This is a genomic window from Stenotrophomonas sp. 96582_Sma, assembly GCF_056480905.1.
Window position 1 is genome coordinate 1,818,812 of the sequence record NZ_CM151122.1, and the last position, 20,922, is coordinate 1,839,733.

Below are 20,922 nucleotides of genomic sequence, written 5' to 3' on the forward strand. Positions count from 1 at the left end.
GTGTCCGTGTCTCACAGGTTGATTCCATGCACGGTTCTCCCGACCAGCTTGCCCCGCGTGCGCGCCATCTGCTGCGCACGCTGATTGCGCGTTACATCCAGGACGGTGAGCCGGTCGGCTCGCAGACGCTGGCGCGTGTGGCTGGCCTGGAGGTCAGCCCGGCCACCATCCGCAACATCCTCGGCGACCTTGAAGACCTGGGGCTGCTGGCGTCGCCGCATACCTCGGCCGGGCGCATCCCGACCGCGCATGGCTACCGGGTGTTCGTCGACAGCCTGCTGCAGATGCAGCCGCCGGGCGAGGGCGAGCTGGCCCGTCTGCGTCAGGAGCTGGCCAGCGGCGGCAGCACCCAGGCCCTGCTCGGCAGCGCCTCGGAGCTGCTGTCGGCGATGAGCCACTTCGTCGGCGTGGTCAGCGCCCCGCGGCGCGAGCAGTTCGCCTTCCGCCAGATCGATTTCGTGGCGCTGGACGGGCGCCGGGTGCTGGCGATCCTGGTGTTTGCCGACAACGAGGTGCAGAACCGGGTCATCGAGACCCGCCAGGACTTCGCGCCAGGCCAGCTGGAGCAGGTCGCCAACTACCTCAATGCCCATTTCGCCGGCCTGCCGATGGCCGAGATCCGCACCCGCCTGCTGCTGGAGCTGCGCGATGCCCGTTCCGAGCTGGAGCAGCTGCTGGCGCACAGCATCGAACTGGCCGAGCAGGCCCTGCAGCCGGCCGCCGACGACATGCTGGTGGCCGGCCAGACCCGCCTGATGGGGGTGCAGGACCTGTCCGACCTGGAGCGCCTGCGCGAACTGTTCGAGCTGTTCTCCAGCAAGCGCGAGATCCTGCAGCTGCTGGAGCGCACCATCCAGGCCCCGGGGGTGCGCATCTTCATTGGCGAGGAGACCGGGATGATGCCGCTGCAGGGGGTCTCGCTGGTCACCGCCCCGTACACCGCCAATGGCCAGGTACTGGGCGTGCTGGGCGTGATCGGCCCCAAGCGGATGGCCTACGACCGCATGATTCCGCTGGTCCAGGCCACTGCCGATGTGCTCGGCGCGGCCTTTTCACCGGCCGGGCGCACTCCCGGAACATCCGACGCTTGAAACGCAGCATCCCGCCCACACTAGGGTGGGTGGAGGCGGAGACTGACCGCCAGGGACCCAGACATGAACCACGAACATCCAGATATCGAATCCCAGCAGACTGCCGCCGATGCGGCCGCCGCCGCCGGCGTCAACGACGAAGTGGAGCGCCTGCGCGCCGAAGTCGAGCAGATCAAGGCCGATGCGCTGCGTGAGCGCGCCGACCTCGAGAACCAGCGCAAGCGTGTTGCCCGTGACATTGAGCAGGCCCGCAAGTTCGCCAACGAGAAGCTGCTTGGCGAGCTGCTGCCGGTATTCGACAGCCTGGATGCCGGCCTGAAGGCCGCCGGCGACGACCCGCATCCGCTGCGCGAAGGCCTGGAGCTGACCTACAAGCAGCTGCTGAAGGTCGCTGCCGACAACGGCCTGGTCCTGCTGGACCCGATCGGCCAGCCGTTCAACCCGGAACACCACCAGGCGATCAGCCAGGTGCCGACCCCGGGCGCCGCCCCGGGCAGCGTGGTGACCGTGTTCCAGAAGGGCTACCTGCTCAACGAGCGCCTGCTGCGGCCGGCGCTGGTGGTGGTGGCCGCCGATTGATCGGCCGGGCCGGGCCATGCCCGGTCCCGGTCGTGCCAGGCCATGCCTGGCAAGGTTTTCCAGGCGCTGAACACAGCGTTCGGGAGGTGGCTTGAATGTTCCACGAGCCCCCCCCACATCGTATTCATCCACCGGCCGAGCGGCCGGACTGACCCCAACAAGCATCCTCAGGAGTCTCCCCCATGGGCAAGATCATTGGTATCGACCTCGGCACCACCAACTCGTGCGTGGCGATCATGGACGGCGGCAAGGCCCGCGTCATCGAGAATTCGGAAGGCGATCGCACCACCCCGTCGATCGTCGCCTACACCAAGGACGGCGAAGTCCTGGTCGGCGCCTCGGCCAAGCGCCAGGCCGTCACCAACCCGAAGAACACCTTCTACGCGGTGAAGCGCCTGATCGGCCGCAAGTTCACCGACGCCGAAGTGCAGAAGGACATCGCGCACGTCCCGTACGGCATCCTGGCCCATGACAATGGCGACGCCTGGGTGTCGACCAGCGACGGCAAGAAGATGGCCCCGCAGGAAATCTCGGCCAAGGTGCTGGAAAAGATGAAGAAGACCGCCGAGGACTTCCTCGGTGAGAAGGTCACCGAAGCGGTCATCACCGTGCCGGCCTACTTCAACGACAGCCAGCGCCAGGCGACCAAGGACGCCGGCCGCATTGCGGGCCTGGACGTCAAGCGCATCATCAACGAGCCGACTGCGGCTGCGCTGGCCTATGGCCTGGACAAGGGTGACAACAAGGATCGCAAGATCGTGGTGTACGACCTGGGCGGCGGCACCTTCGACGTCTCGGTGATCGAGATCGCCAACGTCGACGGCGAGAAGCAGTTCGAAGTGCTGGCCACCAACGGCGACACCTTCCTGGGCGGCGAAGACTTCGACAACCGCGTCATCGAGTACCTGGTTGAAGAGTTCAACAAGGACCAGGGCATCGACCTGCGCAAGGATCCGCTGGCCCTGCAGCGCCTGAAGGACGCCGCCGAGCGCGCCAAGATCGAGCTGTCCAGCGCCCAGCAGACCGAAGTGAACCTGCCGTACGTCACCGCTGACGCCTCGGGTCCGAAGCACCTGAACATCAAGCTGACCCGCGCCAAGCTGGAAGCGCTGGTGGAAGACCTGATCAAGAAGTCGATCGAGCCGTGCCGCGTTGCCCTGAACGATGCCGGCCTGCGTTCGAGCGACATCAGCGAAGTGATCCTGGTCGGTGGCCAGACCCGCATGCCGAAGGTGCAGCAGGCGGTGACCGAGTTCTTCGGCAAGGAACCGCGCAAGGACGTCAACCCGGACGAAGCCGTGGCACTGGGTGCTGCGATCCAGGGCGGCGTGCTGGGCGGCGACGTCAAGGATGTGCTGCTGCTGGACGTGACCCCGCTGTCGCTGGGCATCGAGACCATGGGCGGCGTGTTCACCAAGATCATCGAGAAGAACACCACCATCCCGACCAAGGCCTCGCAGGTGTTCTCCACCGCCGAGGACAACCAGTCGGCCGTGACCGTGCACGTGCTGCAGGGTGAGCGCGAACAGGCCCGCTTCAACAAGTCGCTGGCCAAGTTCGACCTGTCCGGCATCGAGCCGGCCCCGCGCGGCCTGCCGCAGGTGGAAGTGTCCTTCGACATCGACGCCAACGGCATCCTGCACGTGTCGGCCAAGGACAAGAAGACCAACAAGGAACAGAAGGTCGAGATCAAGGCCGGTTCGGGCCTGTCCGAGGAAGAGATCGCACGCATGGTCGCCGACGCGGAAGCCAACCGCGAAGAAGACAAGAAGTTCCAGGAGCTGGTGCAGGCCCGCAACCAGGCCGACGCCCTGATCCACGGCACCCGCAGCGCCATCACCGAGCACGGCAGCAAGGTCGGCGGCGATGTCATCGGCAAGGTCGAGGCGGCGCTGGCCGACCTGGAAACCGCGATGAAGGGTGACGACAAGGCACAGATCGAAGCCAAGTCGAAGGCACTGGAAGAAGCCGGCCAGTCGCTGTTCGCCGCCGCTTCGGCCGACCAGGGCGGTGCCGCCCCGGGTGCCGACGCTGGCAATGCGGGCAAGCCGCAGGATGACGTGGTGGACGCCGAGTTCACCGAAGTCAAGGACGACAAGAAGTCCTGATCCGGACCGACACGGGACGCTGGCCATCAGCGTCCCGTTGTCGCATCAGGGTCCTGACCGCCCACCGGCGTGTCGGGGCGCCCGACGCAAGAGCGGACCTGGTTCCGCTCTTCCGCTTTGACGAATCCCGACTTTCCGGAACCCGATTCACGATATGAGCAAGCGCGATTACTACGAAGTGCTGGGCGTTGCCCGCACCGCCAACGACGAAGAGCTGAAGAAGGCCTACCGTCGCTGCGCGATGAAGTTCCACCCGGACCGCAACCCGGGTGATGCGGCGGCCGAAGCCTCCTTCAAGGAGTGCAAGGAAGCCTACGAAGTGCTGTCCGACGGCAACAAGCGCCGCATGTACGACAGCCATGGCCACGCCGCGTTCGAGCACGGCATGGGCGGAGGCGGTCCGGGCGGCCCGGACATGAACGATATCTTCGGCGATATCTTCGGCAACATCTTTGGCGGTGGCGGCGGTGGTCCGCGCCAGGCCCGTCGTGGCGCCGACATCGGCTACGTGATGGAACTGGACCTGGAAGAGGCCGTGCGCGGCGTCGAGCGCCGCATCGAGATCCCGACCCTGGCCGAGTGCGGCGACTGCGATGGCAGTGGCTCCGAAGACGGCAAGGTCGAGACCTGCAACGTGTGCCATGGCCGCGGCCAGGTGCGCATCCAACGCGGCATCTTCGCCATGCAGCAGGCCTGCCACAACTGCGGCGGCCGCGGCCAGATCATTGCCAAGCCCTGCAAGACCTGCCACGGCAATGGCCGTGTCGAGGAAGACAAGGTGCTGTCGGTGAAGGTGCCGGCGGGCGTCGATACCGGCGACCGCATCCGCCTGCAGGGCGAAGGCGAGGCCGGTCCGGCCGGTACGCCGCCGGGCGACCTGTACGTGGAAGTGCGCGTGCGCGAGCATGCGATCTTCCAGCGCGATGGCGACGATCTGCACTGCGAAGTGCCGATCCGCATCTCGCAGGCGGCACTGGGTGACACCGTGCGCGTGGCCACCCTGGGCGGCGAAGCGGAGATCCGCATCCCGGCCGAGACCCAGACCGGCAAGCTGTTCCGCCTGCGTGGCAAGGGCGTGCGTTCGGTGCGCAGCCGCAGCGAAGGCGACCTGTACTGCCGTGTGGTGGTGGAGACCCCGGTCAACCTCACCAACGAACAGCGCAAGCTGCTGGAGCAGTTCGAAGCCACCTTCGTCGGTGAGGAAGCGCGCAAGCATTCGCCGAAGTCGGCCACCTTCATGGATGGCGTGAAGGGCTTCTGGGACCGGATGACGTCCTGATCCATCGACGCATGTGTTGAACGACAGCGCCGGGCAATGCCCGGCGTTTTCGTTTGTGGTGCCGCACTGCCGCCGCCGGGCATGGCCCGGCGCTACCGGAAAAACGCCGCCGGCGTCTGCCCGAGCTGGCGCTTGAACATGCTGGTGAATGCACTCGGGCTGTCGTAGCCCATCGCCAGCGCGACATCGATGACCTTGTCGCCGACCGCCAGTCGCTCCAGGGCGGCCAACAGCCGCGCCTGCTGCCGCCACTGCCCGAAGGTCATGCCCAGTTCACTGGCGAAATGACGCTGGATGGTTTTCACGTCCACCTGCAGCGCCTGCGCCCAGTCCTGCAGGGTGGCGTCGTCGCCGGGATGTTTCTGGATGTGCTGGCAGATCCGCTGCAGGCGCGGGTCGGAGGGCGAGGGCAGGTGTAGCGGCAGCACGTCCATGCGGTGCAGCTCGTCCAGCAGCAGGCGCACCACGCGGCCGTCGCGGCTGTCATCCACATGCGCGGTCTCGATCAGGCTGGCGGCGAGCAGCAGCTCGCGCAGCAACGGCGCTACCTGTACCGCGAACGCCTCGTCCGGCAGCTGCGGCGCGAAGTCCGGTTCCACATACAGGCTGCGCATATGCACCTCAGCGATGCAGTCCACCGCATGGGCCATGCCGGCCGGCACCCAGATCGCGCGGGTCGAGGGCACCACCCAGCGGCCGCCATCCGCACGCACCACCATCAGTCCGGACATGGCGAACACCAGCTGGTGACGGCGATGCCGGTGGGGCGCGATGTGGGTGCCGGGTTTGTAGTGGCGGGCGCGGCAGGTCACCGGGCGGTGCACCGGAACCTCGTTCCACGGCGCAGTCTCGCGGACCGGGCAGGGAGTGTCCTTTTTGCGATATGCCATGACCCGAACGCGGCAGAAGGGAGGGGGAGGCCACCGTAGCATGCGTGGCTCGCCCCCAACCTGACTGTGTCCATGTCGACCCTGGCTTCTCCCGCAACGACCTCACGCCCGGTGGCCCCCGGCGTGCTGGCCGCCATCTCCACCTCGCATGTCGTCAACGACATGATGCAGTCGCTGATCCTGGCCATCTATCCGGTGATCAAGGGCGGCTTCAATCTCAGCTTCACCCAGATCGGTCTGATCACGCTGACCTACCAGCTTACCGCCTCGATCTTCCAGCCGTTGATCGGCATGGCCACCGACCGTCGCCCAGCCCCGTACTCGCTGCCGATCGGCATGGCCTCGACCCTGTGCGGCATGCTGCTGCTCGGCTTCGCACCGAACTACGCGGTTGTGCTGATGGCTGCGGCGATGGTCGGTATTGGCTCGGCCATCTTCCATCCGGAGGCCTCGCGCATCGCGCGACTGGCCTCGGGCGGCCGTCACGGCTTCGCGCAGTCGGTGTTCCAGGTGGGTGGCAATTTCGGAACAGCGCTGGGCCCGTTGATCGCCGCCGCAGTGATCGTGCCGTATGGCCAGCACGCCGCATCGTGGTTTGCCGGTGCTGCCCTGATCGGCATCGCATTGCTGACCTATGTCGGCCGCTGGTACGCGTTGCATCTGGGCACGCCACGACCGGTCAGCACGGCTGCGATGGCGCCGCGGCATCCGCCGCGCACCGTGGCCAAGGTACTGGCGATCCTGCTGGTGCTGATCTTCAGCAAGTACTTCTACATGGCCAGCATCGGCAGCTACTTCACCTTCTACCTGATCCACCACTTCGGCATTCCGGTGGCGCAGGCCCAGCTGCATCTGTTCGCGTTCCTGGTGGCGTCCGCCGCCGGCGGCTTCCTTGGTGGCCCGCTGGGTGACCGCATCGGCCGCAAGCCGATCATCTGGACCTCGATCCTGGGCGTGGCGCCGTTCGCGCTGATGCTGCCGCATGCTGATCTGCTGTGGACGACCGTGCTGGCGGTGCTGATCGGCTTCGTGCTGTCGTCGGCGTTCTCGGCGATCGTGGTGTACGCGCAGGAGATGATGCCGCACCGCATCGGCATGGTGTCCGGCCTGTTCTTCGGCTTCGCCTTCGGCATGGGTGGGCTTGGGGCGGCTGTGCTGGGCCTGCTGGCGGACAAGACCAGCATCGAGTACGTCTACCAGTTGACCGCGTTCCTGCCGCTGCTGGGCATCGTGGCGGCGTGGCTGCCACCGTCGCGGCCTGCTGCTCACTGAGGGGGTGGGGTTTGCAGGGCTTGCCGCCCTGCACCTGCTGAATCAACGTCAACGTCAAAAGCCTGCATTCCGCGGGTTGGCGGGGTGGGTCCGGTAGGTGTCGACCTTGGTCGACACGGTAGATCCACGCCATGCGTGGATGAATTCATTCGATATCTGACAGATGTGTCGACCAAGGTCGACACCTACCAACAGCCGCGCGGAACAACAGGCGCAGTTACCAACAGCCGCGTGAACCTGTCGAAGGTGGGGCGGTGTCGGATTGCGGGGTGTCAGCGGCATGGATGCCGCTGCCAAGCCTACAAGGACGTACTTGCGGCATCCCCGCACTCCGACACCGCCCCGCCACCCCACGGAAGGCCGCTTTGGCTTCGGCCGTTGCGATTGCCGTTGCATTGAGCAGGTGCAGGGCTGCAAGCCCTGCCGAAAACTCCCTTGGGCGTAGAATGCGGCCATGAGCGAATCCCTTGATAACCACCTGGTCCACGGCCGCCGCCAGCGGCCGGATGGTCCGTCGCCGATCGATGTCATCTCGGTCCAGTCGCAACTTGTCTACGGCCACGCCGGCAACAGCGCCGCCGTACCGCCGATGCGCGCACTCGGCGTGCGCGTGGCGGAGATCCCGACCGTGTTGCTGAGCAACGCGCCGTTCTACGACACCACGCGTGGTCGCGTGCTGCCCGCCGACTGGTTCGCCGACCTGCTGCTGGGCACCCACGAGCGCAGCCTGCCGCAGCGGGCGAAGATGCTGGTGTCCGGCTACTTCGGCAGCACCGCCAACGGTGCCGCCTTCGCCGACTGGCTGGACAACATCCTGCCGGCCTGTCCGCAGCTGCGTTACTGCCTGGATCCGGTGATTGGTGACACCCACACCGGCCCCTACGTGGAACCGGGCCTGGAGGCGATCTTCGCCGAGCGATTGCTGCCGCATGCCTGGCTGGTGACCCCGAACGCCTTCGAACTGAATCGTCTGACCGGTATGCCGGCACTGGCCGAGGCCGATGCCATCGCCGCCGCGCGCACGCTGCTGGACCGTGGCCCGCACTGGGTGATCGCGCACAGCGTGGGCGGTAACCCGGGTGAGCTGGTGACCCTGGCGGTCGGTCGCGAGGAAACCTGGCGCTGGACTTCGCCGCTGCTGCCGGTGGACGTGGCCGGCACCGGTGACGTGCTGATGTCGCTGGTGGTGTCGTTCCTGTTGCGAGGTGAATCGATGCAGCAGGTGATTTCGCGTGCGATTGCCGGTACCCATGCGGCGCTGGAGGCGACTCTGGACAATGGCTTCGAAGAGTTCGACGTGATCGCGGCGGCGCCTGCCGCACTGGCCGAAGGCACGCGCTTCCGCGCCGAACGCGTGGCATGAGCGGCTTGCTCGAACGCACGCCGCGCACGGTCGGCATCGTCGGCAGTGCCGGCGCCTATGGGCGCTGGCTGAGCCGCTTCTTCCAGCAGCACATGCAGCTGCAGGTGATCGGCCACGATCCGGCCGATCCGGACTCGCATACGCCGGAACAGCTGCTGGCGCAGGCCGACGTGCTGGTGTTCTCGGCACCGATCCGGCATACGCCGGCTCTGATTGCCGAGTACGTGCGGCAGTCGGCCGGCCGTGAGCAGGACCGGCTGTGGCTGGACGTGACCTCGGTGAAGGAAGCGCCGGTGCAGGCGATGCTGGCCTCTCAAGCCGAAGTGGTTGGCCTGCACCCGATGACCGCGCCACCCAAGGCGCCGACCCTGAAGGGCCGGGTGATGGTGGTCTGCGAAGCGCGGCTGCAGCACTGGCAGCCATGGGTCGATACGCTGTGCACTGCGCTGCAGGCCGAGTGCGTGCGGGCCACGCCGCAGCACCACGACCAGATGATGGCGCTGGTACAGGCGATGGTGCATGCCACCCACCTGGCGCAGGCCGGCGTGCTGCGCCAGTACCAGCCGCAGCTGGGCGATCTGGCCGCGATGATGCCGTACCGCTCGGCATCGTTCGAGCTGGACACGGCGATCATCTCGCGCATCCTGTCGCTCAACCCGGCGATCTACGAAGACATCCAGTTCGGTAACCCGTACGTGGCGCCGATGCTGGAACGGCTGGTCGGCCAGCTGCAGGCCCTGCAGGCGCAGGTCGGGCAGGGCGACGACCGTGCGCGTGGTGAATTCCGCGAGCAGCTGCTTTCGGCCAACCGCAGTGCCTTCGGCGAGCAGGCGCTGGCGGACGGCAACTACACCTTTGAACGCGTGGGTTATCTGCTGGCTGACCTGACCGAGCGTAATGCGTTGTCGGTGCACCTGCCGGAAGACCGGCCCGGCTCGCTGCGTGAGCTGCTGAACGTGTTCGAGCAGCATCGCATCAGCCTGGCTTCGATCCATTCCTCGCGCACGCCTGGTGGCGAAGTGCATTTTCGCATCGGGTTCGTGGCCGGCAGCGATGCGGCGGCGATCACCCGGGCAGCAGCCGACGTGGACGCCAGCGGCATTGGGCGGGTGCTGGGCTGAATTCATCCACAGGCGGTGTGGATGGTTCCTGAGCAAACGTGTGGATAACCTCGCTCAGGCCCTGCCAGCAAAGGCTGTCAAGATGCTTGGCCAAAAATTGATCACGCCATTTGTAGAGTCGAGCCATGTTCGACCGCCTTGGGCAAAAGGTGTGTCGACCAAGGTCGACACCTACCAGAGGCAAGAAAGCGGGTCGATCAAGGTCGACACCCGCCAGAGCGGGGCGATACGAAATCGGGTAGCGCCGGGTCATGCCCGGCGAACCTCAGATCGTCAGTCGCAGCTCGCCGCCACTGGTGGTGAACTCGCGGCCATCGCGCACCAGCGGCCGCCCGTCATCCAGTTCGTAGCGTGGCGTGGCTTCAGAGTGATGCCCGCTGCCATTCGCCTCGGGCTTGAACTCGATGATGATGTGGCTTTCGCCGTTGCTGTCGACGGCGGGGAACTGACGGAACGACATCGTGCACCTCCTTCAGCGGATGCGGTTGTTGCGCGGCCAGCTTGGCCGCGCCGATGTTAGCCGGACGTCATCAATCGATGAACTGCAGGCGCGCAAGTTCAGCGTACAGTCCACCTTCGGCCAGCAGCTGTGCGTGCGTGCCCTCGGCGACGATGCGGCCCTGGTCCATCACCACGATGCGGTCGGCCTTGAGCACGGTGGCCAGGCGGTGGGCAATGACCAGTGTGGTGCGGCCCGCCATCAGCCGCTCCAGCGCTTGCTGCACGCTGTGCTCGCTCTGCGCGTCCAGCGCGCTGGTCGCTTCGTCCAGCAGCAGGATCGGCGCATCCTTCAGCAGCGCACGGGCAATCGCCACACGCTGCTGCTGGCCACCGGACAGGCGGGCACCGCGCTCGCCCAGCTCACTGTCATAGCCCTGCGGCAACGCGCGCAGGAAGCCATCGGCCTCGGCAGCACGCGCGGCAGCCTCGACTTCGGCGTCGCTGGCCTGCAGGCGGCCATAGCGGATGTTGTCGCGCGCACTGGCAGCGAACAGCGTCGGCTGCTGCGGCACCAGCGCCAGCTGCGCACGCAGCTCGGCCGGGTCGACCTGGCGCACGTCGATGCCGTCCACGTCGATGCGGCCGCTGGCTGGATCATGGAAGCGCAGCAGCATCGAAAGCACCGTGCTCTTGCCCGCCCCCGACGGACCCACCAGCGCCACGGTCTCGCCGGGGTGCACGTGCAGGTTGAAGTGGTCCAGTGCGGCCTGGTCCGGTCGCTGCGGGTAGTGGAACACCACGTCGTCGAACCGGATCTCGCCACGCAGCGGCTGCGGCAGCGCGTGCGGCTGTGCCGGCGCGCGGATCTCGATGTCTTCCTGCAGCAGTTCGCCGATACGGCCCATGCCGCCGGCCGCGCGCTGCAGTTCGTTCCACACTTCGGCCAGCGCGCCCACCGAGCCGCCACCGATCAATGCATACAGCACGAACTGGCCCAGCGTACCGGCGCTGAGGCGGCCGTCGATGACGTCGTGCGCGCCCAGCCACAACACACCGACGATGGCGCCGAACACCAGCAGGATGGCGCTGGCGGTGACCAGCGACTGTGCGCCGATGCGGCGACGGGCGGCGCCGATGGCATCACCGAGTGCCTTGTCGAAGCGCCCGCGCTCGTACGGCTCGCGTGCATGTGCCTGCACCGTGCGTACCGCACCCAGGGTTTCACTGGCCAGGCTGTTGGCATCGGCGATGCGGTCCTGGCTGTTGCGTGCGACCGTGCGCAGCTTGCGCGCGCCGATGATGATCGGCAGCACCGCCAGCGGAATGCCTAGCAGCGACCATGCGGCCAGCCGCGGGCTGGTGACGAACAGCATTGCCAGGCTGCCGATGACGGTGACCGTGCTGCGCAATGCTACGGACATGGTCGAGCCGACCACGCTGCGCAGCAGTTCGGTGTCCGCGGTCAGGCGCGAGACCAGCTCTCCGCTGCGGCTGCGGTCGTGGAAGCCGGCGCCCAGCTGGATCAGGTGGGCATACAGCTGGCTGCGCAGGTCGGCCACGACCTTTTCACCCAGCAACGATACGAAGTAGAAGCGCGCGGCCGTGCCCAACGCCATGACGACCGCCACCAGCATCAGCAGGGCGAAGGCGCGGTTGATCTGGCCGCCGCTGCTGAAACCGTGATCGATCATCTGCTTCACCGCCGGAGGCAGGCTCAGCGTGGCTGCAGAAGACACCGCCAGGGCCAGCAGCCAGGCGGTGAACAGGCCGCTGTGGCGGCGCACGAACGGCCACAGCGTGCGCAGGCTGCCGAGGCGCCGCAGCGGCGGGGTCGAAGCGGGGGCGTCGTCCTTGTCAGTCATCCTGGTCGTCGTCTTCTATGCGGATACGGTCACGGGTGGCGTCGCGCAGGCGGATTTTCAATGCGTCGACCTGATCGGCAGGCAATTCGATCCGCAGGCACACACCATTGGCATCGAACTGTTCATCGCGCTTTTCGGCACCGAAGGCGGGCAGGGTGGCATGCAGGGTACCCAGGTCCTCGAAGCCGGCCAGCAGCTGCAGCCGGGCCATCGCCACCAGCGGCAGGCGCGGGGCGGTGCGCAGGCACTCGGCGGCGGCGCCGCCGTAGGCGCGCACAAGGCCACCGGCACCGAGCTTGATACCGCCGAACCAGCGCGTCACTACCACCATCACCCGGTCGAAACCCTGGCCGTCGATCGCCGCCAGAATCGGACGTCCAGCCGTGCCGGCCGGCTCACCATCGTCGCTGGAGCGATAGTCCTGCCCATGCCGGTAGGCCCAGCAGTTGTGGGTGGCATCGGCCACCGCAACCTGCTGCAGGAACGCCATGGCCGCTGCGGCGCCATCGATCGGCGCGGCATGGGCGATGAAACGGCTGTGTTTGACTTCCAGCGTGTGGCTGACCGGCTGGGCGAGAGTATCGAGCATTCCCGTCATTCTACGGGGTTGCCGGGTATTCCCGTCCGCTTCAGTCGTCCAGCAGCGGGCGCAGGTCGCGCGGCAGGCGTGCTTCCGGGTACTGCTGCATGTAGCGCTCCAGGCTGGCACGGGCCAGATCGCGCTGGCCGTCGTCGCGTCGTGTACGGATCTTCTGCAGCCACTGCCGGCGCGGCAGTCGTGCGTCAGCGTCCACCTCGGCCTGCACGGCATCCGCGCTCAGGCCCGCATCGCTGCCGCGGCGCATGATGCCAGGTGCGGAACGGCTGGGAGCCTCGCGCTTCATCGAGGTGATTTCTACCCGGTCCAATGCCGGGGCCTGTTCGGCCTGCACGCTGTTGGACTCTGGCGTGCCTGCCGAGCGCGCCTTCAGCGAACCACTGGCGACAACCGGCGCCATCAGCGGCGCGGGTGCCGAGTAGGCGGTGGGAGCCGGAGGCGCAGGGGGGCTGCTGCCGGCGCTGCGGCCGGAGCGGGCGGCAGGGCCGCAAAGGAGGTATCGGCGGCCGCATCCGCAGCCATCGATCGTGCAGCCTGGGCCGGCGCTTCAGCGGTCTCGGCCGGCGCAGGCTTGCTTGCGCGCGCGATGGCCGGTGCCGGGGCAGCGGCAACCGGGGCTGCCTCGGGTGCTGCGGGCGCAGCGGCCGGTTCCGCAGTCGCCACCGCGCTGTCGGCTGCACTGCGCTCAGCGGCCTGATCGGCAGCCGCGACGTCTTCTGCCGCAGCCGGTGCCGCCGCAACAGCGGCCTCACCCGCCGGAATCGGTGGCGGTTCCGGACGCAGCTGCCAGGCGATGCCGATGGCGAGCACCATCGAGGCGGCGATGCCGAACACCGCCGGCCAACGCGGGCGTGTGCGCTGCGTACGTGGTGCTTCGGGAGAGGCGACCGCATCGGCAGCCGGAGCGTCCACGGCAGCGCGGGCCGCGGCCAGGATGGCGGCGTCCAGTGCGGCGGGCGGTGCCTGTTCGGCGCGACGGCCGAGCAGCCGGGCCAGCTCGCGTTCTTCCGGCGTCAGCGGTTCGTCTCGGTTCATGCGTTCAATCCCGCACGCAGCTTGTCCATCGCATAGCGCAGCCGCGATTTCACGGTTTCCCGGCCTACGCCGGTGATCTGGCCGATCTCCTCCAGGCTCAGTTCCTGATCCAGCCGCAGTTGCAGCACTTCGCGCTGCTCGGGCGGCAGTTGTTCCATCGCCAGCTGGATGCGGCGACGTTGTTCGAATTCGGAAAGCTCGCCTTCCGGGGTCTGTCCATCCTCGATCGCGGCCAGGCGCAGATCGGCATCGGCCGGGGCAGCCGGCCGGTGGCGGGCGGCGCGCCAATGGTCGTTCAGGCGGTTGTGGGCGATGCGGAACAGCCAGGTGCTGAACGCCGCGTCCGGTTGCCACCCCGCACGGGCGCTGATCACCCGCTGCCAGACGTCCTGGAAGATCTCCTCGGCCAGCGCGTTGTCGCGCAGTTGCCGCAGCAGGAAGCCGAACAGGCGCTTGCGATGGCGCGCATACAGGCTTTCAAACGCGCGCAGGTCGCCACCGGCCCAGGCCAGCATCAAGGCTTCATCGGTTGGCAGTGCGCTGGCTTCCACGGCGTACAGGGTAAGGCCTGCAGGCGATGGCGCATAGCCGGTGGCGAGGGCGGGCAGGGCGAGGGTCATGGCTCGGAAGGGGCTACGGTCAGCAGGAAAAACGTACGGGCGCACGATTCGGGGTTCACGGGCTTCCATTGCCCCCCGGGTGGCGCGCTATGCTCGGCGGCTCAGGGGAGGCGACGCACTGACGGCGCCAAGAGATTGTCATTTGTCCACGCATGCTGAACCGGCGGAAGAGCCACCACACGAGGCCGTGCTGAGCGCGGCGCTGGTGCGCGCGTTGCATGCGCTTCTGCCGGAAGCGGCCGTGGTCCGCGTCGGCTGGGATGACCCGCAGCTTGGCCGTGGCCAGGGGGCCTGGCCGAGGGCGGCTGCCGGAGGTGATGCGGCGGCGCCAGGCGTGGGCGACGGCCAGCACGGCTGGGAACATGATGGGGCGCGCCTGCTGTTGTCGGTGGAAGGCGCGGTGCCTTCGCCGGCATGGTGGGGGGTTGCCCGGCAGGCGATGGAGCTGGCGCTGCAGCGCGGCCGCCAGGCCGGCCAGATCAAGGCGCTGGAAGAGGCCGAGCGGTTGCAGCAGGCCTTGTTCCAGATTGCAGATCTGGCCGGTGCCGACCTGGAAATGCCCGAGATGCTGCGCCACGTGCATGGTGTGCTGGGCACGCTGATGTATGCCGAGAACTGCTACATCGTGGAATACGACGATGTGCGCGACCAGATCCGTTTCCTGTACTTCGCCGATCAGGTCGATGATTTCGTCGCCGATCCCACGCAGAGCCATGACGCCAGCGAGATGCCGCGCAGCCTGACCGTGGCGTTGCTGCGTCATGGCAAGCCGCTCAGTGGTCCCTCGCGCGAACTGCTGGCGCAGGTGATGGAGCAGGAGCACGACCCGCAACGCGGGCCCGAAAGTCTGGATTGGCTGGGCGTGCCGATGCTGCGCGATGGCCGCGTATGCGGTGCCATCGTGGTCCAGAGCTATGAGCAGGCGGCCCGCTATGGCGAGGCCGAGCGCGCATTGCTGGGCTTCGTTGCGCAGCACGTGCAGACCGCGATGGACCGGCGCCAGGCGCAGGTGCGGCTGGAGCAGCAGGTGGCGCGGCGCACCCAGGAACTGCAGCGCGCCAATCACAGCCTGCAGGACGAGGTGGCCGAGCGTCGACGCGCCGAACAGCTGCAGACCGCCCTGTACAACATCGCCGAGATGGCGATGTCGGCCGACAGCCTGGCGCAGTTCTACGGACAGGTGCATGGGGTGGTCGGGCGCCTGCTCGACGCTCGCAATTTCTACATCGCCCTGGTCAACCCGGCCGGCAACGGCCTGGACTTCGTCTATTCGGTGGACGAGCACAACGCCAGCCGCGCGCCGCGACCGTTCAGCCGGGGCCTGACCGAGTACGTCGTGCGCAACCGGCGGCCACTGTTGGCATCACGTGCGCAGATCGACGCGCTGCTGGCCAGTGGCGAAGTGCGTGAATCCGGTGCGCGTTCGCACTGCTGGCTGGGCGTACCGCTGCTGCGCGACGACGAAGTGGTCGGCGCGATCGTGGTGCAGAGCTACAGCGAGAACAGCATTTTCAGCGTGCATGACCAGCGCCTGCTGACCTTCGTCGCGCAGAACATCGGTACCGGCCTGGCCCGTCAGCGCGACCAGCAACGGCTGCGCTCGGCGCATGCCGAGCTGGAGAAGCGCGTGGAGGAACGCACGCGCGAACTGGCCGAGGTCAACGAAAAGCTGCTCGGCCAGATCGGCGAGCGCCTGCGTGCCGAACAGCGCCTGACCCACCAGGCCATGCACGATGCGCTGACCGGGCTGCCCAACCGCCTGCATCTGCTGGACCGCCTGCAGGATGCGCTGGCCCTGGCCAAGCGTGAGGGCGGCCCGGTGTTCGCCGTGCTGTTCCTCGATTTGGACCGCTTCAAGCTGGTCAACGACAGCATCGGGCATGCTGCCGGCGATCGCATGCTGGTGGAAGTGGCCAAGCGCATCGTATCGATGGCCGGCACCGAGGACGTGGTGGCCAGGCTGGGCGGTGACGAATTCGCGGTGCTGCTGCAATGCCCGCAGGGCCTGGCCCAGGCCTTGGACTTTGGCCAGCGCCTCCTGCTGGCGCTGCAGGAATCGATGTGGATCGCCGGGCGCGAACTGTTCCCGTCCGGCAGTCTGGGCATCGCGCTGTGGAACCCCCGCTACCGCACCGGCGAAGAGCTGCTGCGTGATGCCGACGCGGCAATGTACCGGGCCAAGGCGCAGGGCCATGACCGCTGTGCGATCTTCGACGAAGACATGCGCGAGCAGGCCATGCGCAGCCTCGATCTGGAAGCCGACCTGCGTCGTGCGATCAACAACCGCGATTTCGTGCCGTTCTACCAGCCGATCGTGCGCCTGTCCGATGGCGAGGTGGTGGGCCACGAAGCGCTGCTGCGCTGGCAGCATGAGCGCCGCGGCCTGCTGCTGCCGGGGGCGTTCCTGGAGCTGGGCGAGGAAAGCGGCCTGATCGAGCAGGTCGACTGGCTGATCTACGAACAGGTGATTGCCGGCCTGGCCGAGGGCGGGCAGAGTTACGTCTCGGTGAACGTATCACCGCGCCATTTCCGCTCCGCCGGGTTCAGCGGCCGCCTGTTCGGCCTGCTGGATGCATGTGGTGCCGATCCGCGCCGGCTGCGCCTGGAGATCACCGAGGTGGCGCTGCTGGACGATGGCCCGCACACGCTGCGCATCCTGCAGGGCCTGCGCGAGCGCGGCATCCAGGTGCAGCTGGACGATTTCGGTACCGGCTTCTCGGCGCTGTCCTACCTGCACCGTTTCCCGATCAGTACGCTGAAGATCGACCAGAGCTTCATCGCCGGCCTGCATGGGCCGGAAGTGCAGAGCACGCGGGCACTGGTCGAGGGCGTGCTGTCGTTGGCGCGTACGCTGGGCATCGAGACCATCGGTGAGGGCATCGAAACCGAGGCGCAGCGGCAGACCCTGCGCGAACTGGGTTGCGACTACGGCCAGGGCTATCTGCTGGGGCGGCCCGCACCGTGGAGCTGCGCGGCGGTCTGAGCCGCCGCGCAGGAAAGCATCAGCGCAGGGCGGCGCGACGCTTTTCGTCGATCCACTTCGAGGCCTGCGCTGGCTTGTAGTTCTTCATCCACTCCAGCATCGCTTCGATATCCGAGCCGTACCACAGGTCCTGGCGCTGGTCCGGGTGCAGGAAGCGCTCTTCCACCATGCGGTCGATCATGCCGATCAGCGGGGCGTAGAAACCTTCCACGTCGAGGAAGGCGCACGGCTTGTTGCCGATGCCAAGCTGGCGCCAGGTCAGCATCTCGAAGATCTCTTCCATGGTGCCGAAGCCGCCGGGCAGCGTGACGAAGCCATCGGCGAGGTCGAACATGCGCGACTTGCGCTCATGCATCGAACCGACAATTTCCAGTTCGGTCAGGCCGCGGTGGGCCACTTCCCAGTCGGCCAGCTGGCGCGGGATCACGCCGGTCACTTCGCCGCCGGCGGCGAGCACGGCATTGGCCACGGTTCCCATCAGGCCGACATTGCCGCCGCCGTACACCAGGCGCATCCCGTCGCGGGCGATGCGGTCGCCCAGGGCAAGGGCGCGTTCGGTGTAGGCCGGCTTGCTGCCAGCGTTGGAACCACAGTACACACAGATCGATTTCATGGATCTTCCTGTCTCTTGGCCGGAAACGAAAACGCCCCGTCGCCGACCGCAGGGCGGTCAGGGACGGGGTGCCCAAGGATTATGAGGCCTTCAGGGGCCTTCTGTAGAGCCGCGCCGCGCTCGGCTGCTCTTCGTTCAGACCGCGGTGGGCCCCTGTAGAGCCGAGCCATGCTCGGCTGCTCTTCGTTCAGATCGCGGCTACGGCTGAGTCGAGCAAGCTCGACTCTACAAAGAACGAGACTTACGCCGCCGCTGCCTGCTCGCGGCGCGGGCCTTCACGCAGCGCGCGGCCGACCATCCCCACCAGCAGGTCCAGCTCTTCGCTGTCCATGCCGAAGTGCGGAGTGAAGCGCAGCGAGTTCTCGCCACCGTGAATCACGTTGATGCCGTGCTGGCGCAGCCATTCCTCGGTGGAGTTGGCGCCGTAGCACTTGAATTGCGGCGCCAGTTCGCAGGAGAACAGCAGGCCGGTGCCCTGCACCTTGGTGATCAGTCCGCCCAGCTCGTTCTTCAGCTGTTCAAGCTTGCGCACGGCCTCGGCACCACGCTCGGCGATGTTGGCGCGCACCTGCGGGGTCAGCTGGGCCAGGGTGGCGCAGGCCACGTCCAGTGCACGCGGGTTGCTGGTCATCGTGTTGCCATAGATGCCCTTGCGGTACAGCTGCGCGGCATGCTCGGTCACCGCCAGCACCGACAGCGGGTACTGCGCGGCGTTGAGTGCCTTGGAGTAGGTCTCCATGTCCGGCGGGTCCAGGCCTTCGAAGCCCGGGTAATCGACCACCGAGAGCACGCCATGCGCACGCAGGCCGGCCTGGATCGAGTCGAGCAGCAGCAGGCTGCCATGGGCACGGGTCAGTTCGCGGGCGACGGTATAGAACGACGGCGGCACCGAGCGGCCCGGGTCGCCTTCGCCCATCACCGGTTCCAGGAACACCGCCTCGATGAACCACTGGTTGCGCGTGGCATCCTCGAACACCTTGCGCAGGCCGGCTTCGTCGTACGGCGCCACTGTGATCACCGAATCCTCGCCACGGTAGCTGGCCAGGTGCTGCATGTAGCTCTTGCGGCTGGAGTCCGAATAGAGGGCAGGGCGGTCGGTACGGCCGTGGAAGCTGCCCTTGACCACCACGCGCTTGATCGCAGCACCGGCGTGGCGTGCGCCCGGGTCGGTCTGCAGCTTGGCGTTGACGTCGGCGATGCGCGCGGCCAGGCCGACCGCCTCGGAACCGGAATTCAGGCACATGAAACGGGCGAACGGGCAGCCGCCACGGCGGTGGCCGATCTCGGCGCGCAGGGCGGTGATGAAGCGCTGCTGCGACAGGCTGGGGGTCATGATGTTGGCCATAACCTGCGGGCGGGCCATCGCCTCCAGCACGGCGTCCGGGGTGTGCCCGAAGCCGAGCATGCCGTAGCCGCCGGCGTCGTACAGCACGGCGCCTTTCAGGGTGACCACCCACGGGCCGCGCGCAGCCAGTGCCACATACGGGGTCACCGCGTCATCGGCATAGAAATTGACGAAACCGTCCTGCATCGCGTCGATCTGCGCCTGTTCGTCCTGCGCCAGCAGCGGCCCCAGGTCGGCCTGCACGCGCGCGAATTCCTCGGCGGCGGCGTCCACCGCGGCGATCAGCTGCGGGTGGTTGGCGGACAGGGCGGTCAGGGTGGCGTCGTCCAGGCCGGAGGTGAGGCGGGTGCCGGGCTGGTTGCGCAGGGGGGCGAGGCGTTCGATGAAGCTCATTGCAGATCTCCTGAAACAATGGGTCGCACGGGTCTTCAAAAGCAAAACGCGCGTCATCACGCGCGCTTGGGGCAGGCTCGTGCAGCGGACTTCCGACTCGATGCTAGCACTTGTTTTTTTGCGCGATAACCCCGCGGAAACCTGCTGCATAGCAGCATTTTGCGCGACGTTCGCCGCGGAGCGCGCTGGCTCGCAGACGCTGGACGTACAATGCGCGCCATTGTCGACCTGTTGCCGCCCACTGCCTTGAAGAAGTCCGATTTCAACTACGACCTGCCGGCTGAACTGATTGCGCAGGCGCCCCTGGCCGAGCGTTCCGCCAGCCGCCTGCTGCTGGTGCCTCCGGCGCCCGATGCCTTCACCGACCTGCAGGTGCGTGACCTGCCGTCGCTGCTGCAGCCGGGCGATCTGCTGGTGTTCAACGACACCCGGGTGATCCCGGCGCGCCTGTTCGGGCAGAAGGCCAGTGGCGGCCGCGTCGAGATCCTGATCGAGCGCCTGCTCGGCGGCCAGCAGGCACGTGCCCAGGTGGGCGCCAGCAAGTCGCCCAAGGCCGGCAGCCGCATCGCGCTGGATGCCGGTGGCGAAGCCGAGGTGCTGGGCCGCGACGGCGAGTTCTATGTGCTGCAATTCCATGTGCCGGAATCGCTGGAACAGTGGCTGCTGCATGCCGGCCGCCTGCCGCTGCCGCCCTACATCCAGCGCGAGCCGGGCATGGACGACCGCGAGCGCTACCAGACCGTATTCGCGCGCGAAGTGGGCGCGGTGGCCGCGCCGACCGCCGGCCTGCATTTCGACGAACCGCTGCTGGCCGCGCTGAAGGACAAGGGTGTGGACTTTGGCCACGTCACCCTGCACGTGGGTGCGGGCACCTTCCAGCCGGTGCGTGCCGATGATCTGAAGGACCACGTAATGCACCGCGAGTGGCTGAACGTGGGTGCCGAGCTGGTGCAGCAGGTACGGCGCACGCGCGCCGCCGGCGGTCGGGTGATCGGCGTCGGTACCACCGTGGTGCGCGCCCTGGAAAGCGCGATGCGCGATGGCGAACTGCTGCCGTTCGCGGGTGAAACGCAGATCTTCATCACCCCCGGCTACCGCATCCGCAGCGTCGACGCGATGGTGACCAACTTCCACCTGCCGGAAAGCACGCTGCTGATGATGATTTCCGCGTTCGCCGGCAAGGCGCGCGTGTTCGAGGCCTACCAGCACGCGATCGCGCAGCGCTACCGTTTCTTCAGTTACGGCGACGCGATGCTGTTGTTCCCGCAGGCGGGGTAGGGCGCTGACCTCTGCCTGCTTGCGGTGGGTGCGCACCGTTGGTGCGCACTT

Annotated in this window: 16 protein-coding genes and 1 pseudogene; 9 read left to right on the forward strand and 8 right to left on the reverse strand. The window is 67.4% G+C overall.

The features are described from left to right. The first annotated feature begins 26 nt into the window (after positions 1–26). The 4 genes from hrcA (at position 27) to dnaJ (ending at position 5,057) form a co-directional block, all read left to right on the forward strand. Positions 27–1,091: a heat-inducible transcriptional repressor HrcA gene (gene hrcA, locus ACZK2R_RS08550; RefSeq protein WP_032128289.1), complete on the forward strand. Its 1,065-nt coding sequence runs from the start codon at positions 27–29 to the stop codon at positions 1,089–1,091. Positions 1,092–1,154: 63 nt separating this feature from the next. Continuing rightward, positions 1,155–1,670: a nucleotide exchange factor GrpE gene (gene grpE, locus ACZK2R_RS08555; RefSeq protein ID WP_032128290.1), complete on the forward strand. Its 516-nt coding sequence runs from the start codon at positions 1,155–1,157 to the stop codon at positions 1,668–1,670. Between the two features lie 182 nt (positions 1,671–1,852). Further along, positions 1,853–3,778 carry a molecular chaperone DnaK gene (dnaK, locus tag ACZK2R_RS08560; protein ID WP_032128291.1) on the forward strand — a complete coding sequence of 642 codons (1,926 nt, stop codon included), beginning with the start codon at positions 1,853–1,855 and terminating at the stop codon, positions 3,776–3,778. Positions 3,779–3,932: 154 nt separating this feature from the next. After that, on the forward strand, positions 3,933–5,057 hold the full coding sequence (dnaJ, locus tag ACZK2R_RS08565) for a molecular chaperone DnaJ (protein ID WP_032128292.1): 1,125 nt from the start codon (positions 3,933–3,935) through the stop codon (positions 5,055–5,057). Between the two features lie 92 nt (positions 5,058–5,149). Here dnaJ and ACZK2R_RS08570 read toward each other — a convergent pair whose 3' ends face one another. After that, positions 5,150–5,947 carry an AraC family transcriptional regulator gene (locus ACZK2R_RS08570; RefSeq protein ID WP_049463047.1) on the reverse strand — a complete coding sequence of 266 codons (798 nt, stop codon included), beginning with the start codon at positions 5,945–5,947 and terminating at the stop codon, positions 5,150–5,152. Between the two features lie 72 nt (positions 5,948–6,019). Here ACZK2R_RS08570 and ACZK2R_RS08575 point away from each other — a divergent pair, with 72 nt between their 5' ends. The 3 genes from ACZK2R_RS08575 to ACZK2R_RS08585 all read left to right on the forward strand — a co-directional run bounded on the left by ACZK2R_RS08575 (position 6,020) and on the right by ACZK2R_RS08585 (position 9,703). Further along, the gene (locus ACZK2R_RS08575; protein ID WP_164162773.1) at positions 6,020–7,219 is read left to right on the forward strand and encodes an MFS transporter; all 1,200 of its coding nucleotides are present in this window, start codon (positions 6,020–6,022) and stop codon (positions 7,217–7,219) included. 454 nt (positions 7,220–7,673) lie between these two features. Beyond that, complete coding sequence (gene pdxY, locus ACZK2R_RS08580) at positions 7,674–8,582, forward strand: pyridoxal kinase (protein WP_125895578.1); 909 nt, start codon at positions 7,674–7,676, stop codon at positions 8,580–8,582. Next, entirely contained in the window at positions 8,579–9,703 is a 1,125-nt protein-coding gene (locus tag ACZK2R_RS08585; protein WP_107432444.1) for a prephenate dehydrogenase, read from the forward strand. The genes pdxY and ACZK2R_RS08585 overlap by 4 nt, the downstream gene beginning before the upstream one ends. A gap of 265 nt (positions 9,704–9,968) precedes the next feature. On the opposite strand, the gene ACZK2R_RS08590 is transcribed toward ACZK2R_RS08585, so the two are convergent. The 5 genes and pseudogenes from ACZK2R_RS08590 to ACZK2R_RS08610 all read right to left on the reverse strand — a co-directional run bounded on the left by ACZK2R_RS08590 (position 9,969) and on the right by ACZK2R_RS08610 (position 14,154). Beyond that, a complete protein-coding gene (locus ACZK2R_RS08590) occupies positions 9,969–10,163 on the reverse strand; it encodes a hypothetical protein (protein ID WP_005409247.1) in 195 nt (64 codons plus the stop codon). A 70-nt stretch (positions 10,164–10,233) separates the two neighbouring features. Further along, positions 10,234–12,006 carry an ABC transporter transmembrane domain-containing protein gene (locus tag ACZK2R_RS08595; protein WP_032128297.1) on the reverse strand — a complete coding sequence of 591 codons (1,773 nt, stop codon included), beginning with the start codon at positions 12,004–12,006 and terminating at the stop codon, positions 10,234–10,236. Then, complete coding sequence (locus ACZK2R_RS08600; protein WP_049400110.1) at positions 11,999–12,595, reverse strand: IMPACT family protein; 597 nt, start codon at positions 12,593–12,595, stop codon at positions 11,999–12,001. The genes ACZK2R_RS08595 and ACZK2R_RS08600 overlap by 8 nt, the downstream gene beginning before the upstream one ends. A gap of 40 nt (positions 12,596–12,635) precedes the next feature. Further along, positions 12,636–13,639, reverse strand: a pseudogene (locus tag ACZK2R_RS08605) (hypothetical protein). Then, positions 13,636–14,154 (reverse strand): RNA polymerase sigma factor, encoded by a 519-nt coding sequence (locus tag ACZK2R_RS08610; RefSeq protein ID WP_229301232.1) that lies wholly within the window; start codon positions 14,152–14,154, stop codon positions 13,636–13,638. The pseudogene ACZK2R_RS08605 and the gene ACZK2R_RS08610 overlap by 4 nt, the downstream one beginning before the upstream one ends. 247 nt (positions 14,155–14,401) lie before the next feature. Here ACZK2R_RS08610 and ACZK2R_RS08615 point away from each other — a divergent pair, with 247 nt between their 5' ends. Beyond that, on the forward strand, positions 14,402–17,242 hold the full coding sequence (locus ACZK2R_RS08615; RefSeq protein WP_125895581.1) for a bifunctional diguanylate cyclase/phosphodiesterase: 2,841 nt from the start codon (positions 14,402–14,404) through the stop codon (positions 17,240–17,242). 19 nt (positions 17,243–17,261) lie between these two features. On the opposite strand, the gene ACZK2R_RS08620 is transcribed toward ACZK2R_RS08615, so the two are convergent. Continuing rightward, a complete protein-coding gene (locus tag ACZK2R_RS08620) occupies positions 17,262–17,855 on the reverse strand; it encodes an LOG family protein (RefSeq protein ID WP_125895582.1) in 594 nt (197 codons plus the stop codon). A gap of 241 nt (positions 17,856–18,096) precedes the next feature. Beyond that, positions 18,097–19,593 (reverse strand): aminotransferase class III-fold pyridoxal phosphate-dependent enzyme, encoded by a 1,497-nt coding sequence (locus ACZK2R_RS08625; protein WP_125895583.1) that lies wholly within the window; start codon positions 19,591–19,593, stop codon positions 18,097–18,099. A 210-nt stretch (positions 19,594–19,803) separates the two neighbouring features. Here ACZK2R_RS08625 and queA point away from each other — a divergent pair, with 210 nt between their 5' ends. After that, the gene (queA, locus tag ACZK2R_RS08630; protein ID WP_125895584.1) at positions 19,804–20,871 is read left to right on the forward strand and encodes a tRNA preQ1(34) S-adenosylmethionine ribosyltransferase-isomerase QueA; all 1,068 of its coding nucleotides are present in this window, start codon (positions 19,804–19,806) and stop codon (positions 20,869–20,871) included. Positions 20,872–20,922: the final 51 nt, after the last annotated feature.

What these genes read in the sequence shown, in the direction of transcription:
- ACZK2R_RS08625 (WP_125895583.1), bottom strand. Translation starts at nt 19,593, where the DNA reads ATGAGCTTCATCGAACGCCTCGCCCCCCTGCGCAACCAGCCCGGCACC.
- ACZK2R_RS08620 (WP_125895582.1), bottom strand. Translation starts at nt 17,855, where the DNA reads ATGAAATCGATCTGTGTGTACTGTGGTTCCAACGCTGGCAGCAAGCCG.
- ACZK2R_RS08610 (WP_229301232.1), bottom strand. Translation starts at nt 14,154, where the DNA reads ATGCTGGCCTGGGCCGGTGGCGACCTGCGCGCGTTTGAAAGCCTGTAT.
- ACZK2R_RS08595 (WP_032128297.1), bottom strand. Translation starts at nt 12,006, where the DNA reads ATGACTGACAAGGACGACGCCCCCGCTTCGACCCCGCCGCTGCGGCGC.
- ACZK2R_RS08590 (WP_005409247.1), bottom strand. Translation starts at nt 10,163, where the DNA reads ATGTCGTTCCGTCAGTTCCCCGCCGTCGACAGCAACGGCGAAAGCCAC.
- grpE (WP_032128290.1), top strand. Translation starts at nt 1,155, where the DNA reads ATGAACCACGAACATCCAGATATCGAATCCCAGCAGACTGCCGCCGAT.
- ACZK2R_RS08570 (WP_049463047.1), bottom strand. Translation starts at nt 5,947, where the DNA reads ATGGCATATCGCAAAAAGGACACTCCCTGCCCGGTCCGCGAGACTGCG.
- queA (WP_125895584.1), top strand. Translation starts at nt 19,804, where the DNA reads ATGCGCGCCATTGTCGACCTGTTGCCGCCCACTGCCTTGAAGAAGTCC.
- dnaJ (WP_032128292.1), top strand. Translation starts at nt 3,933, where the DNA reads ATGAGCAAGCGCGATTACTACGAAGTGCTGGGCGTTGCCCGCACCGCC.
- ACZK2R_RS08575 (WP_164162773.1), top strand. Translation starts at nt 6,020, where the DNA reads ATGTCGACCCTGGCTTCTCCCGCAACGACCTCACGCCCGGTGGCCCCC.
- ACZK2R_RS08585 (WP_107432444.1), top strand. Translation starts at nt 8,579, where the DNA reads ATGAGCGGCTTGCTCGAACGCACGCCGCGCACGGTCGGCATCGTCGGC.
- hrcA (WP_032128289.1), top strand. Translation starts at nt 27, where the DNA reads ATGCACGGTTCTCCCGACCAGCTTGCCCCGCGTGCGCGCCATCTGCTG.
- dnaK (WP_032128291.1), top strand. Translation starts at nt 1,853, where the DNA reads ATGGGCAAGATCATTGGTATCGACCTCGGCACCACCAACTCGTGCGTG.
- pdxY (WP_125895578.1), top strand. Translation starts at nt 7,674, where the DNA reads ATGAGCGAATCCCTTGATAACCACCTGGTCCACGGCCGCCGCCAGCGG.
- ACZK2R_RS08600 (WP_049400110.1), bottom strand. Translation starts at nt 12,595, where the DNA reads ATGCTCGATACTCTCGCCCAGCCGGTCAGCCACACGCTGGAAGTCAAA.